Below are 14884 nucleotides of genomic sequence, written 5' to 3'. Positions count from 1 at the left end.
GGCGGTCATTTCACCAGGGAGAGGATCTGGCGAAATGCCGGATGGCGGCAATCCCTCATCAGCGCGTAAAGACACATCTCCACCGACGTCAGCGCAGCTCCCCTGGCCGCAAGCTGGCCGATGGCGAGATCCCGGTTGGCGGCGGAGCGGGATGACACCGCATCCACCACCAGCGAGACCCCGGCACCGCTGGCGAGAAGCCCCAGCACGCTCTGGTAGACGCAGATATGGGTCTCGATGCCACATACCAGCCAATGCTCGACCCCGCTTTCGGCCAGCGCGGTCGCCACCGTCGGCTCCCCCAGGGCGCCGAAGCTGTATTTGGGCAGCACAAGATCGCCTGCCTGCAGCGACTGCAGTTCGGGCACGGTGGCACCGAGCTTGTCCGGGTTCTGCTCCAGCCAGACAACCGGCAGCCCCAACACCCTGGCCCCTTGCACCAGCCTGGCGGTATTGGCAATCAGGGCGTCACTCTCCTCGACCAGACGGGCCAGTTTGCCCTGGATATCGATGACCAGCAGGCCAGTGGTGTTTTGCTCAAGCATGAATGTCTCCTTGTTTGTGGCGGACTACCTCGCCTGAAGGCTTTCGTTGGCTGACTGAGTGGCGCTGCTTCACTCGCTTGCCGTGTCTGGGCATTCAAGGTAGGTCATCGCCTCGATGTTGTTGCCATCGGGATCGCGCAGGAAGGCGGCGTAGTAATTGGGGGCATAGTGGGGACGCAGTCCCGGCAACCCATTGCAGGCAAAACCTGCCTTGATCCCCGCGTGATGGAACGCATCCACCTGGGTCGCGTCGTCGGCTCTGAATGCGAGATGGCAGGAGGCGCCCTGCTGCCCCCGCTCAATCAGAAAGCCCACGTGATCGCGGCCCATCAGGCCAAAACCGGCCGCCGTCTCATCAGACCATTTGAGTTCTATCAAAAGAGGAGCCAGTACGGTGGCGTAGAAGTGCTGACAGGAGTCAAAACGCACCACCTTGATTTCAACATGATCGAACACGGTGACTCCTTGTGTTGTCTGGGTGTAGAGCAGCCCATCAGGCCCTCATAGGAACCCGTTGAAATGGGTATCGAATGACCACAATAAGTCAGTTTGACGCTAGGCAGGGAGAGGGCAAGGCGCATAACTGCGTGCTCCGTCAAAGATTTTTCATCCAGTTGCGGGATGCGCTTTACATCGTGCTGGCCAAGCTTGCCCGGTTTTGTTGCTTGGCGAAGGCTACGAGCTCTGTTATGGTATGCTCAGTTAGCCGTTTAGATGGCTAGATGGTTGTGCGCTGACTGCATGTTCGCGCCCCCGACCGCTCACCGTTTTGATGATCATGTTGACAGGGAGTTTTTATGCAACGTCGTTCCTTCTTCACCCTTTCCGCCCTGGCGTTGCTCGCCAGCAGCCTGCCGCTGTCCGCCTTTGCCATCGATGAGGCGAAGAAAGAGATCGTCATCGGCACCACGGTTGGCGACTTTGCCGACATGGTGACCGACTCTATCAAGCCGCAGCTTGAAGCCAAGGGCTACAAGGTCAAACTGGTGGAGTTCACCGATTACGTGACCCCCAACATCGCCCTGGCGGACGGGTCGCTTGACGTCAACTGCTTCCAGCACAAGCCCTATCTGGAGAGCTTCGCCAAAGACCGGGGTCTCTCTCTGGCGCCCATCACCCAGGTGCCGACCGGTCCCATGGGCCTCTACGCCGGCAAGCTGGGGGATCTGAAGGCGGTGAAAGAGGGAAGCACGGTCGCCATCCCGAACGATCCCACCAACCAGGCGCGGGCACTGCTGATGTTGCAGGATCTGGGCTGGCTGAGCCTCAAGGAGGGGATCAATCCCCTCAAGGCGAGCGAGTTCGACGTGGTAAAGAACCCCCACAATCTCAAGCTGGTGCTGCTGGAAGCGGCGCAGCTGCCGCGCTCCCGTGAGGATGTGGATTTCTCCGTCATCAACGGCAACTTTGCCGCCTCAAGCGGGATCCCGTTCAGCTCCGGCCTCTTCCTCGAGCGCAGCTATGACTTCATCAACTGGGTGGTGGTAAAGAGCGCCGATGCGGGCAAGCCGTTTGCCAAGGATGTGGCGGCCGCCTACAACTCCCCTGAATTCAAGGCTTATGCCGCCAAGCGCTTCGTCGGCTACAAGTATCCCGAGGGCTGGCAGCAGAAGGGGTGAGTGGCGTACAAGCGATAAAAACGGGCACCCAGGTGCCCGTTTTTTATTGGAGGTCAGTAGTGGCGCAACCACCAGCGGGCGGCCAGGAGGGCGGTGAGGCTGCCAAGCAGGGCGCTTGCCAGTACATCCAGGGGCCAGTGCATGCCGATAAGGGTGCGCGAGAGGCCGATCCCGATGGCCCAGAGCGGCAGCAGCCAGGCCCCGGCGGGTGCCCGGGCCAGCCAGATCAGGCCGAAGAACTGGGCGAGGCTCATGGCGGCGATGCTGTGACCGGAGGGAAAGGCGTAGTTGACCTCTGCCTGCCAGTGCTGGCCGAGCCAGGCGGGCAGCGCCAGCAACTGGGTCGCGGCGTGGACCTGTTCACTGCGAAGGGCCTGGCTTCCTCCATAGAACTGGCGGATGGCGGGGATCAGCTCCTGGCTCTCCAGCCAGATGAGGTAGGGCCTGGGCTCCTCGGTCAGCAGCTTGATGAGGCTCTTGATGACCCAGTCGCTCGCCAGCACGGCAAAGAGGGCGCCAGCCAGCGCCAGCAGGGCGCGACTGTCCAGCGTCAGCTTGTGTCTTGTGAGCAGCAGCAGGGCGGCGATGGTGAAGACCAGCCCCGGCAAGTCCACCATGCGGGTGAGGGCGTAGGGCCACCATAGCCAGCCCGATTGCAGGGCCTGGGTCATGAACGGCTGCCAGGGCAGGCAGACGAGCAATAGCAGGGGAAGGAGCAGGAGGGCATTGAAATGAAGCACCTTGCAGCGTGGCAACGAAGAGGAGTGAGTCGGCATCAAGGGGTCCGGTTCGGTGGCGCGAGCGGCTAAAAAGAGGCGTCATTGTGCCAGTCAGGTTGCTCTGGTCAAGGCGAAGGGGGCGAGGGCAACAGGCTGTTACATATGATGCTGCCGGGCATCGTGCCCGCACCTGAGGCCGGGAGGCGGAAAGATGGCCGCAGAGCGGTCTGCCAACAAGCCTCTGAAAATCCGTCGCGTTTGGGCTAGAATGGCGCGCCTGTGGCCCTTGTGGACGAGATGCGTGCCGATGAAGATCGTCGTTGATGAAAATATGCCCCATGCGGTGGAGCTGTTTGCGGAATTTGGTGAAGTGGTTCCCCTGCCGGGACGAGAAATAAGGGCCGCGGATCTGCAAGAGGCGGATGTGCTGCTGGTGCGCTCCGTGACCCGGGTCAACGAAGCGCTCCTGGCGAGTTGCCCCAGGCTGGGGTTTGTCGGTACGGCCACCATCGGCACGGATCACATCGATCAGGGGCTGCTGGCGGCGCGGGGCATCCCCTTCTTCAGCGCCCCCGGCTGCAACAAGGTGTCGGTGGGGGACTACGTGCTCTCCGCCCTGCTGGTTCTGGCGGAACGCCATGAGCTGACCTTGAGCGAGATGAGCCTCGCCGTCATCGGCGCCGGCAACACCGGCGAGAGCGTGGCCGGCAAGGCCGAGGCGCTCGGGATGAAGGTGCTGCGCTGCGACCCGCCCCTGGCCCGCAGCGGCGCCGCTGGCGACTTCGTGGATTACCGCACTGCCCTGGATGCCGACATCGTCAGCTTCCATGTCCCCTATCTTCGTGAAGGGGATGAGGCCACCTTCCACCTGCTGGGTGCCGAGGAGATCGCCGAGCGTCCGGCCGGGCAGATCCTCATCAACGCCTCCCGCGGCGAGGTGTGGGACAACCGTGCCCTGCTTGTCCGCCAGCAGGGACCCCATCCCCTGCGACTGGTGATGGACGTGTGGGAAGGAGAGCCGGAGCCCCTCAATGAACTGGTGCCCCATACCGAGCTGGCCACCCCGCATATCGCCGGTTACAGCCTGGAAGGCAAGGCCCGTGGCACCTGGATGCTCTATGAGGCACTGTGCCGGCAACTGGGGCGCACCCCGCGCCAGGATCTGCAATCCCTGCTGCCTGCCCCAGAGGTGCGCGAGCTGACGCCGGGGCAGCCAGCGGATCAGGCGCTCATCAAGCAGCTTGTCCACCTTGTTTATGACGTGCGCCGGGACGACGCCCGTTTTCGCAACCGGATCGGGCTGCCTGGCAGCTTCGATGAGCAGCGCAAGCGCTACCCCGAGCGGCGCGAACTTGGCGCCTTGCAACTGAAAGGGCCCTTCGCCGACGACAGATTGGCCCGACTGGGTTTTGCCGTCTCGGAGCAATAAACCCGATTTCAACAAGGGGAGGGGCTTGCTCAGGCGGCGCTTCCCCCCGGCCCGGCATCATGGCGGGCCTGTCATCAAACCGATACGCGTGCCAGCCGGGGCCCTCATGCCCGGCCCCGACGGGCCGCATCACAGGAGAACAGATCAGTGAGTCAGCAATTCAACGTAGCGGTATTGGGTGCCAGCGGCGCCGTGGGTCAGGCCATGATCGAGATCCTGGAGGAGCGCGCCTTCCCGGTAGCGACCCTCTATCCGCTCGCCTCCAGTCGCAGCGCTGGGGACACGGTGCGTTTTGGCGGCAAGAACGTCGACATCCTTGATGTGGAGGCCTTTGACTGGAGCCAGGTGGAGATCGCACTCTTCTCCGCCGGTGCCGAGGTCTCGGCCAAATGGGCGCCCATCGCCGCCGAGCACGGCTGCATCGTCATCGACAACACCTCCTGCTTCCGCTACGACGAGGACATTCCCCTGGTCATTCCGGAAGTGAACCCGGACGCGCTGGCCGATTTTCGCAACCGCAACATCATCGCCAACCCCAACTGCTCTACCATCCAGATGCTGGTGGCGCTCAAGCCCCTGCACGACGAGGTGGGCATCAGTCGCATCAACGTGGCGACCTACCAGTCCGTCTCCGGCTCCGGCAAGGAAGGGGTGAGCGAGCTGGCGGGCCAGACCGCCCACCTGCTCAACGGCCGTCCGGTGGAGCCGACCCTCTATCCGCAGCAGATCGCCTTCAACCTGATCCCGCAGATCGATGCTTTCACCGACAACGGCTACACCCGGGAAGAGATGAAGATGGTGTGGGAGACCCAGAAGATCCTGGGGGATGCCAGCATCGCCGTGAACCCCACCTGCGTGCGGGTACCGGTCTTCTACGGTCACGCTGAGGCGGTTCATGTGGAGCTGCACCAGCCGCTGGACGCCGAGCAGGTCAAGGAGCTGTTGCGCAATGCCCCGGGCGTCACCCTGTTTGATGATGAAGGGGACTACCCGACCCCGGTGCGCGATGCCACCGGTCAGGATGATGTGATGGTCGGGCGGGTACGCCAGGATATTTCTCATCCGAGTGGTATCAATATGTGGATCGTGGCCGATAACGTTCGTAAGGGCGCGGCAACCAACAGCGTGCAGATTGCCGAACTGCTGGTACGCGACTACCTCTGAGGCCGGATGTCGGCCCCGGGCGGGGAGGGAACCCCGCCTTGATGTGGGCGCCTTGGCCCCGGTATGTGACCGGGAACCCACTCTCCGGTTTTTGGAATACCGTGTGATATCAGTGGACTAGGTTTTTTTCTACACTCTGGTTCGCGTCTGGGGCTGCTTTCTGGTCGCCGCCGGGCGCGAAATATGTCGGATCGCTGGCTTGAGACCGGCGCCTGATTTATATTGAGCCGATTGTTTTGGGGTAACTATCCAGATTTTTCAATGTGATAGGGCCGTCATACGAAGGAACGAATATGGGACATTCCCGCATAACGCTGGCAACGCTACTCGCATTGGGGCTTCTGGGCACGGTTCAGGCCGAAGAGGGGGCGCGAGAACCCTTCTTTGTCGAACTCAAGGGACCGGATGGCTCACCGCCCCCCGCGGTGCAACCAGAGCCCCGGGCCCAGCCCGTGGCGCCCGTCACCCTGCCCAGGGCCCAGCCCATCGTGCGTCAGGTGCCTGCTGCGTCGGCTGGCAGTTATGGTCCCGTGCGTCCCACCGATACCCTCTGGAGTCTGGCGAGCAAGCATCGCCCGTCCAACCGGGTAAGCGTCTACCAGACCATGGTGGCCATCTATGACAAGAACCCCCGAAGCTTCGCAGACGGCAACATCAACCACATTCTGGTGGGTTCCCACATCCTGCTGCCCACCGCCGCAGAGGCGGGGCGCATCACAGATGCCGAAGCACGCCGTCGCTTCAACAGCGACAACGCGAGCTGGAAGGGGCTGAGCCCCAAATACCTGGCCAACAAGCAATCCCACGTCGCCCAGCCGGTGGCGAGCAAGCCTGCTCCGGCCAAGCCGGCTGTGGTGGCCAAGAGCACACCGCCCAAGGCGGCGCCGATCCCGGCGGCACCCAAGGCGACGGCTCCTGCCCCCGAGGTGAAGGAGACCGCCAAGGCGGCTGTCTCCACCCCCGTGGTGGTGAGTGCTGCTGTGAGCAGCGCCGCCAGCACGGCGCCAACCCCTCTTCCCGCCACCCCGGTGGGCAAGCCCTCCACCGAGATGGCGCTGGCCCTGGAAGATGCCAACGCCCAGCTCGGCCAGGTCACCGAGATGAACCACAGGCTCAAGCTGCGTCTGCAAGCCCTGACCGAAGAGGTGGAGACCCTCAAGGCCCAGTTGCAGGATCAAACCGCCCTGCAAAAAGAGGTGGCGGAACTCAAGGCCAATCCGACGCCTCCCGTGGTGGCGCCGGTGCCCAAACAGAGCTGGCTGATGGAGCTGCTCTCTTCGCCGCTCAATCTCGCCATGATCATCCTGCTGCCGGTACTCCTGGTGCTTGCCCTGGTCACGCTCTGGCTGCGTGCTCGTGCCCGCCGCGAGCTGGAAGAGCAGGAGAAGAGCCTCTCCGAGTCGACCTCCATGGTCATGGGAGACGAGAACAGCGAGTTTGATCAGCTGATGACGGTGGGCATCGCGGATGACGAGCCCCTCCATGGCATGCCGGATCTCAACGAGCCGGAAGTGAGCAGGAAGCAAGATGGCGCCAGTGCTGCCGCCGATGTCATCTTCCGGGATGACGAGACGGCGCTCTCCGCTTTTGATGTGGAGCCTGCGATGACGACGGCGAACCGGGATCCGGATCTGGTGCCCGAGCTGGATCTGGCCCACGAGGGGGACTTCGATCTGCCCGTGGTGCCGGAACTCGATCTCTCCGACGAGCCCACCTCCTCTGCTCGTGGTCATGACGAGATCATGACCGAGGAGGAGCTGCAGGCCGCCCTGTTTGCCGAGCTGGACGCGGATCTGGAAGCGGATCTGGCCCAGGCCCAGGAGGAGAGCCGCAGCCAGCGTGACGAGACACTGGCCAACTTCGATCTGAGCGATCTAGAGACCGGGTTTGGCGAGCCGACCGACGATGAGCTTGCCGCCAAGGCGCCGCACATCGACGAGACGGGGTTTGGCAAGGACGATGTGGACGACATGCTGGCCGAGCTCGGGCTGGAGCCCACCAAGCCGGCGGCGTCCGAGTGGGATCCCAGCGAGCTGGCCCTGGCGGACTTCGAGGATGCCTTCGCCGAGGTGGAGTCCCATCAGGGGGAGGTGAAACCCCGCGAACAGGTGCAAGACAGCGACTTCGTTGAAATCGACAAGCTGCTGGCCGATGCCGATGCCAGCAGCACGGAGCAGGAACCCTATCAGGGCTTCTCTCTGGATGTGGGGCTGGACGGTTTCCCCGAGGTGCTGCCGGAGTCCAACGGCTTTGATGTGGATGCCGATGACGGCGGGGTGGGGGCCAAGCTGGATCTGGCCCGGGCCTACCTCGAGATCGACGACAAGGAGAGCGCCCGCGAGCTGCTGGAAGAGGCGGTGGCCCAGGGCAGCGAGCACCAGCGCAGCGAGGCGCAGAAGCTGCTCAAGCGTCTGGGCTAGGCAGGCCCTTGTCATCCATGCACCAGAGAGGGCAGCCCGCGGGCTGCCCTCTCTCTTTGGGGGCCACGCACCGCGGCCTCGCCCGGTCTGGGACTTTTGAGCCCGAGCGCGTATAATCCGCCCCGTTTCTTTCACTGCATCCTTTCATCAGAAGACACCGTTACCCATGCGAATTGCCCTTGGTATTGAATATGACGGCAGCCGGTACTTCGGCTGGCAGCGCCAGCGCGAAGTGATCAGCGTTCAGGAGGAGCTGGAAAAAGCCCTCAGCCGCATCGCCAACCACCCCGTCTCCATCCAGTGTGCCGGTCGCACCGATGCGGGGGTGCATGCCACCGGCCAGGTGATCCACTTCGATACCGAGTCGAACCGCGCAGAAGGCGCCTGGACCCTGGGGCTCAACTCCAACCTGCCCCCTGACATCGCCGTGCGCTGGGTCAGGGAGGTGGACGAGCATTTCCATGCCCGCTTCAGCGCCACCGCCCGTCGCTACCGTTACGTCATCTACAACCACAACTACCGCCCGGCCATCCTCGGCAGTGGCGTCAGTCACTACCACGAAACCATAGACGCGACGCTGATGCACCAGGCGGGCCAGAGCCTGCTGGGGGAGCACGACTTCAGCACCTTCCGGGCTGTCGCCTGTCAGTCCAACACCCCCTGGCGCAATGTGACCCACCTGTGTGTCAGCCGTTCCGGCCCCTACATCGTGCTCGACATCAAGGCCAACGCCTTCCTGCATCACATGGTGCGCAACATCACCGGCTCCCTGCTGCTGGTGGGGCAGGGGCTTCAACCGGTGGAGTGGATTGCCGAGGTGCTGGCGGCGAAGGATCGCAACCTGGCGGGCCCGACCGCCAAGGCGGGCGGTCTCTATCTGGTGGATGTGGATTACCCGGCCGAATTCGGGTTGCCCCGGCCGCCCCTCGGCCCGCTGTGGCTGCCGGACTCGGCACCGGGTACGACCAGTTTTTAGTAACTGGGCCCGAAAATTTGTGGTTTAATGATCCGTCGTTTATTGCCATCGAGCCGTTAAGTCATTGAACAATCAAGGCTCGATGTGTTTTGTCAGGCACAAATGCATTAAGGAATTCCATGAGCTGGCTTGAGAAGATCCTTCCCAAGAGCAAGATCACCACACCGCGTCGTCACAACATTCCGGAAGGGGTGTGGACCAAGTGTACTGCTTGCGAACAGGTGCTCTACCGGGCAGAGCTGGAGCGCAATCTCGAAGTGTGCCCCAAGTGTGACCATCATATGCGCATCAGCGCACGTGCCCGTCTCGAGAGCTTCCTCGACGCCGAGGGACGCAGCGAAGTCGCGGCCGAGCTGGAGCCGCAAGACATCCTGAAATTCAAGGATTCCAAGCGCTACAAGGATCGTTTGTCTGCCGCCCAGAAAGAGACGGGCGAGAAGGATGCGCTGGTGGTGATGAAGGGGACCCTCAAGGGGGTACCGGTCGTCGCCTGTTCATTCGAGTTCTCCTTCATCGGGGGCTCCATGTCCTCCGTGGTCGGTGCCCGCTTCGTGCGCGCCGTCGAGGAGAGCATCAAGGAGGGCCGCGGCCTGGTCTGCTTCTCCACCTCCGGTGGTGCGCGGATGCAGGAAGCCCTGTTCTCCCTGATGCAGATGGCGAAGACCAGTGCGGCCCTAGATCGCCTCACCAAGGCGGGCCTGCCCTTCATCTCCGTGCTGACCGACCCCACCATGGGTGGCGTCTCCGCGAGTCTGGCCATGCTGGGTGACATCAACGTAGGCGAACCCAAGGCGCTGATCGGCTTTGCCGGCCCCCGCGTCATTGAGCAGACCGTGCGCGAGAAACTGCCGGAAGGCTTCCAGCGCTCCGAGTTCCTGCTGGAGAAGGGTGCCATCGATCTCATCATCGACAGGCGCGAAATGCGCAACCGTCTGGCCGGTCTGCTGGCCAAGCTGATGAACACTCAGGTCATCGAAGACTGAAGATGAGTTCACACATGCAACAATCCCAAAGCCGGTCGCTGGTCGACTGGCTTTCTTATTTGGAGCAGATCCACCCGGCCAACATCGACATGGGGCTGGAGCGGGTCGGCACGGTTGCCCGCCGCATGGGCCTCACCGAACTGCCGTTCAAGGTGATCACGGTGGCGGGCACCAACGGCAAGGGCTCCTCTTGCGCCATGGCGGCCAGCATCCTGATGGCCGCCGGCTACCGGGTCGGTGTCTACTCCTCCCCCCATCTGCTGCGCTTTACCGAGCGGGTGCGCGTCAATGGCCAGGAGCTGGACGATGGCGATCACTGCGCGGCCTTTGCCGAGGTGGAAGCCGCCCGGGGCGACATCGCCCTCACCTTCTTCGAGTTCGCCACCCTGGCGGGTCTGTGGCTGTTTCGCCGCGCCGCGCCCGATGTGCTCTTGCTGGAAGTGGGGCTGGGGGGACGGCTCGATGCCACCAATGTGGTGGAATCGGACGTCGCCCTGATCACCTCCATTGCCCTGGATCACTGCGACTGGCTCGGGGATACCCGGGAGGCGGTGGCGGTGGAGAAGGCTGGCGTCTATCGCAAAGGTAAACCCGCCATCAGCGGGGAGCCCAATCCGCCGTCGACCATTGCAAGCGAAGCGGCGCGCCTCGGCGCCTGCCTGCGTCAGGTCGGCATCGATTTTCGTGGTGACGAGCATGAAGGTGACTGGGATTATCACGGCCTGCACCACTGGTCGGGATTGCCCAAACCGGCCCTGCCGCTGATGAATGCGGTCACCGTGCTGGCGGCGCTGGAGTCCCTCGGTCTGCCATTGGCGGAGTCCGCCATTCGCGACGGCCTGGCCAATGCTCGCCTTGCTGGCCGGATGCAGCAGTTGCAAACCTCGCCGCTGGTCATCGTCGACGTGGCCCACAATCCCCACTCTGCCGCCTATCTCGCCAGCCAGTTGCGCCAGCTCCCCGGCAAGGGCAAGCGCCGCGCCGTGGTTGGCATGCTCAAGGACAAGGACATGGCGGGGTCGCTGGCCGAGCTTGGCGGTCTGATTGACGAGTGGTTCCTGGCAAGCCTCCACGGCCCGCGCGCGGCCACGGCCGACCAGTTGGCGACGGCCCTTGGCGGCGGCCGGGGCGTGGCGCTCACCTTTGCCTGCGTGGGGGATGCCTACGGCGCCGCCTTGGCCGCATCGAGTCCTGACGATATGGTCATTGTGTTCGGCTCGTTTTACACTGTCGCCGACGTGCTGGCTCTGGGCTCGGTCTGAGCCGTTCGCTCCCCTGGCTCCGTCATCGTGACGACGGGCCGGGTTTTGCACTGGATAATCCCCTTTCAGGCCAAGTGGGTGGCGAGGGACCCGGCTTCGCCAGCCGGCGTGAGGGGAGGCGTTCTTTGCGAAGTGTGCAAGATTGCAATGGATCCTAAGTAACATGGGTGGAAATTAACTTGGCTTCGAAGTTTCAAAACAGATTGGTGGGGACCGTCATCTTGGTCGCCCTGGTGGTCATCTTTCTGCCGGACCTGATGGACGGTAACAAGCTGGAGCAGAAGGACGAGGCCTTCGCCAAGATACCCCTGCGTCCGGAGCTGGAGCCCGCCAAGCCTGCGCTTCAGGTCTCGGCGGCGAGCACCCTGCCGGCCGAGCATCTGGCGAGTCAGCAGCAGGCCTCTGCCGCGACCCAGTGGCAGGTAGAGGAGATTGGCGATACCGTGACCCTGTCCAATCAGGGGGGAGCCAATCCAGCGGGAGCAAGTCAGGCTCCCATCACCCAGCAGCAGCCGGTACAGGCCGTGGCGCAACCCAAGCCCCAGCCCAAACCCGAGCCCAAGCCGGAAGTGATCGCCAAGAAACCGGTGGAGCAGCCCAAACCCAAGCCGGTGCCAACCAAGCCGGTAGAGGTGCAAAAACCGGTGGAGGCCAAGCCACAGGCGGGCCAGATCAAGACCATGGATGATCTCATCGCGAGCAAGATGGCCCAGCCGACTACGGCACCGGCAGCAGCCCCGGCTCAGGGGAGCTGGATCCTGCAGCTCGGCGCCTTCAAGAATGCAGACAGCGTCAATGCCCTGGTGAGCAAGCTGAGGGCGGCGGGCTACTCGGCCCAGACGTCGCCGAGAACTCCGGTGCAGGGGCAGATCAACCGGGTCTTCATCGGGCCGGATGTCTCCAAGGCCAAGTTGCAGGGCATGCAGAGCCGGATCAGTCAGATGACAGGCTTGAGCGGCTCCGTGGTGGCCTACAACCCCTGACAGGGCGATGAAATGAAAAGACCGCGCCTCATGGCAACATGGGCGCGGTCTTTTTTTGTGTCCAACACGGGGGAGGCAGTGTGGCTATCGGGCTGCCGAGGAGGCCTAGATGCACTTCACCGGCTTGGGGAGGCCTGCGATCTTGGTGGCCTGCTTGGCGGGGCCTTCCGGGAACAACTTGTAGAGGTAGCGGCTGTTGCCCTTCTCCGGGCCGTACTGCTTTTCCATCGCCTTGACCAGGGCGCGGATGGCGGGGGAGGTGTTGAACTCCAGATAGAAGGCCCGTACGAAACGCACCACTTCCCAGTGGGGATCCTCCAGCACTATCCCCTCTTTCTCGGCCAGCACCAAGGCCAGCGCCTCGCTCCATTGCTCGCTGTGGCGCAGATAGCCCTGGGCATCGGTCTCGATGAGTTGGCCGTTGAACTGCAAATGGTGTGGCTCGGACATGACGCTTCCTCGAAAAGGCTATCTCAATGGGGCGGGCATGGTAGCGCCTTGCGTCCCGTCCGGCAACCGGGGCGGCGCTTGGCGCCTGCCTCGGGCGGGACAGGCCCGGCGGCTATGTCCGGCTAGGTTCGCCCCTGACCTGTCAGCAACTGGCCGTCGTTGGCCAGCACCAACAGCTCGTCTGCCAACTGGCTGATGAGGGAGAGCTGCTGGCTCAGCATCAGCTGCTCCTCGCTGCTCTCCGGAGCGATGGCCGGACAGGCTCCCGCGAGTGGCGTCGGCATCTGCCCCGACAGGTGATCGGCGGCCTGCTCCAGGGTCTGGCTGATGTGGCGGCTTATCTCCTCCAGCCCCTCGATGGGCTCGAGTTTGTCGCGATGGGCCCCGAGCGCCGAGATATAGGAGAGCAGGGCATGGTTGCGCCAGGTGAGGGTAAAGCATAGATCCAGGAAGCGGCGTCGCTTGCTCGGCTCCACCAGCATGCTCTGCCAGGCCATGGCCAGCTCGCTGTCGGCGAGGTGGGCACACTTGCGGGCCACCCGGTAGTCCAGGGATTCATCCCGTTGGCGATGCAGGCTGGCGAGTACCGCCGAGAGGTACTTCGCATTGGCGGACAGGGAGTTGGCGATAAGGGTTGGCAACCGCTTGTATTGCCAGTCGGGCCAGAGCCAGGCCACCAGGGCGTAGGAGAGCAGGCAGCCGAGCAGGGTATCGAGCAGGCGGGGTCCCAGGATGGCGAAGCCGATGCCATCCAGCAGGTTGAACGCCATCAGCACGTAGAGGGTGATGAAGCAGACGGCGGCGCTGTAGTTGCTGCGCACCTGGGTGAAAAACAGGAAGGCGGCCAGCCCCATGATCCCCAGTTGCAGGTGCAGCTCGGGGAAGAACCAGAGCACGGGCACGCCGATGAGGATACCGGCAAAGGTGCCGAGCATCCGCTGCACCAGACGACGGCGGGTGGCGCTGTAACTTGGCTGGCAGACGAACAATACGGTGAGCAGGATCCAGTACCCCTTGTCCAGGTGAAACGCCTGCAGAATGCCATAGCCCACTACCAGCCCGAGGGAGAGCCGCAGAGCATGGCGAAACACCATGGAGTTAGGGGTCAGGTGCTGCCTGAGCAATGCCAGCAGGGGCAGGGCGACCGGCCGTGCCAGGGGAGGCAGGCTGGTGGGGGGGCTGCGGGGTTTTGCAGCTCTTCGGCGCTTTGCAGCAACTGGTTGATGCTGGCCAGGTTGCGACGCAGGAACTTCATCGGTGTCAGCAGGGTCTTGGGGTAGTGCTGCTTGAGGTGGGTGAACTCCAGCTGATCGCCGAGGGCCTCCAGGGTCCAGTGAATGCGTTTGTGGTGGGTGTAGGGCTTGTGCACCAGGATGGCGTAGCCAAGCTGCTGACAGGCGTCGGCAAGCTGTGACAGCACCTCCTGGAAGCCGTCGAGGACGATGCCCTGCTTGAGCTCTGCTTCCAGCTTGCTGTAGGGGTAGTGGCTGGAGGTAGCCCGCTCCTGGATCTCCAGGGCAAGCAGGTAGAGGCGCAGCAGGCCCGCGAGCTCGGGGGCAACCCCGTGGCGGCCGGGGGCATGAAGACGGGCATTGAGCGCCGTCTTGGCCTGGTTCAGGGCATTGACCAGGTTGATGTTGAGCTGGGCCAGATTGTGGCGGATGGCCTGGGCGCCGTGTTCGTCGGCCGGGAAGAAGCGAGATTTCTCCTGCAAATAGCGGGCGAGGGCGAAGTAGCTCTGGGCCAGTTGCTCGTGCAGGGTCTTGTAGGGCAGCAGCCAGAGCCAGACCAGGGACACCAGGCCGTACCAGAGGGCCCCGGCGCACAGGGCCAGCGGCTGATAGAAGAGATCCGGCGCCTTGGCTGCCCCCAGCATGGTGTAGATGGCAATCAGCAGGGAGCCGAAGCTGATGGTGGCGTAGCGCTGGCCGAGGGCGCCCACCATCACGAAGAGGAAGGTGGAGCCCGCGAGCCCGATGGCAAAGAGCCAGGGTGTGGGGAAGAGATACTGCACGCACAATGAGGCGAACAGGAAGCAGAGCAGGGTCATGGCGAGGTTCTTGACCCGGCCCCAGAGGCTGTCGTCGGTCTCGGCGATGGCGCCGGCCACCACCCCGAGGGAGAGCAGCACGGTGAGCTGGATGTCACCGGTAGCCAGCGCGAAGGCGAGCAGCCCCGCGATGGCGAGCAGGACCTTGAGGGCGAAATAGATGTGGCTGTCTGTCAGCAGCCGGCGCAGCAGGCCGGAGAAATCCATCGGCATGGGATGAAGGCAACCCTTGAGCGAAACGAAAGCGACAGCATAACCTGTCGATAACGAAACGGCCCTGATTT

General features: G+C 63.4%; 12 protein-coding genes and 1 pseudogene. 8 read left to right on the top strand and 5 right to left on the bottom strand.

Annotation, left to right across the window (positions count from 1 at the left end; all coding sequences use genetic code 11):
* Positions 1–5: 5 nt before the first annotated feature.
* A complete protein-coding gene (locus C3F36_RS01830; RefSeq protein ID WP_104454343.1) occupies positions 6–545 on the bottom strand; it encodes an isochorismatase family protein in 540 nt (179 codons plus the stop codon).
* A 69-nt stretch (positions 546–614) separates the two neighbouring features.
* The gene (locus C3F36_RS01825) at positions 615–1001 is read right to left on the bottom strand and encodes a VOC family protein (RefSeq protein ID WP_104454342.1); all 387 of its coding nucleotides are present in this window, start codon (positions 999–1001) and stop codon (positions 615–617) included.
* 341 nt (positions 1002–1342) lie between these two features.
* Here C3F36_RS01825 and C3F36_RS01815 point away from each other — a divergent pair, with 341 nt between their 5' ends.
* Positions 1343–2164 (top strand): MetQ/NlpA family ABC transporter substrate-binding protein, encoded by an 822-nt coding sequence (locus tag C3F36_RS01815; RefSeq protein WP_041214971.1) that lies wholly within the window; start codon positions 1343–1345, stop codon positions 2162–2164.
* 53 nt (positions 2165–2217) lie between these two features.
* Here C3F36_RS01815 and C3F36_RS01810 read toward each other — a convergent pair whose 3' ends face one another.
* Positions 2218–2940 (bottom strand): phosphatase PAP2 family protein, encoded by a 723-nt coding sequence (locus C3F36_RS01810; RefSeq protein ID WP_104454340.1) that lies wholly within the window; start codon positions 2938–2940, stop codon positions 2218–2220.
* Between the two features lie 250 nt (positions 2941–3190).
* Between C3F36_RS01810 and C3F36_RS01805 the strand changes: the two genes are divergently transcribed.
* From C3F36_RS01805 to dedD, 7 genes are all read left to right on the top strand, one after another.
* Positions 3191–4312 carry a 4-phosphoerythronate dehydrogenase gene (locus tag C3F36_RS01805; protein ID WP_045524344.1) on the top strand — a complete coding sequence of 374 codons (1122 nt, stop codon included), beginning with the start codon at positions 3191–3193 and terminating at the stop codon, positions 4310–4312.
* A 147-nt stretch (positions 4313–4459) separates the two neighbouring features.
* The gene (locus tag C3F36_RS01800; protein ID WP_041214974.1) at positions 4460–5476 is read left to right on the top strand and encodes an aspartate-semialdehyde dehydrogenase; all 1017 of its coding nucleotides are present in this window, start codon (positions 4460–4462) and stop codon (positions 5474–5476) included.
* 293 nt (positions 5477–5769) lie between these two features.
* Positions 5770–7896 (top strand): FimV/HubP family polar landmark protein, encoded by a 2127-nt coding sequence (locus tag C3F36_RS01795; RefSeq protein ID WP_104454339.1) that lies wholly within the window; start codon positions 5770–5772, stop codon positions 7894–7896.
* Positions 7897–8062: 166 nt separating this feature from the next.
* Positions 8063–8872, top strand: coding sequence for a tRNA pseudouridine(38-40) synthase TruA (truA, locus tag C3F36_RS01790; protein WP_048207918.1), 810 nt, complete (start codon positions 8063–8065; stop codon positions 8870–8872).
* A 119-nt stretch (positions 8873–8991) separates the two neighbouring features.
* Entirely contained in the window at positions 8992–9855 is an 864-nt protein-coding gene (gene accD, locus C3F36_RS01785; protein ID WP_010675139.1) for an acetyl-CoA carboxylase, carboxyltransferase subunit beta, read from the top strand.
* Between the two features lie 2 nt (positions 9856–9857).
* Positions 9858–11117 (top strand): bifunctional tetrahydrofolate synthase/dihydrofolate synthase, encoded by a 1260-nt coding sequence (gene folC, locus C3F36_RS01780; RefSeq protein WP_199769646.1) that lies wholly within the window; start codon positions 9858–9860, stop codon positions 11115–11117.
* A 179-nt stretch (positions 11118–11296) separates the two neighbouring features.
* Entirely contained in the window at positions 11297–12100 is an 804-nt protein-coding gene (gene dedD / locus C3F36_RS01775; protein WP_104454337.1) for a cell division protein DedD, read from the top strand.
* Between the two features lie 105 nt (positions 12101–12205).
* Here dedD and C3F36_RS01770 read toward each other — a convergent pair whose 3' ends face one another.
* A complete protein-coding gene (locus C3F36_RS01770) occupies positions 12206–12550 on the bottom strand; it encodes a TusE/DsrC/DsvC family sulfur relay protein (RefSeq protein WP_039038798.1) in 345 nt (114 codons plus the stop codon).
* 122 nt (positions 12551–12672) lie between these two features.
* Positions 12673–14813: pseudogene (yccS, locus tag C3F36_RS01765) on the bottom strand (YccS family putative transporter).
* Positions 14814–14884: the final 71 nt, after the last annotated feature.

The sequence above is a fragment of the Aeromonas sp. ASNIH2 genome (assembly GCF_002934795.1).
Lineage (GTDB): Bacteria > Pseudomonadota > Gammaproteobacteria > Enterobacterales > Aeromonadaceae > Aeromonas > Aeromonas caviae.
The sequence above is the reverse complement of the archived record's forward strand: the minus strand, read 5'-3'. Positions and strand labels throughout refer to the sequence as shown.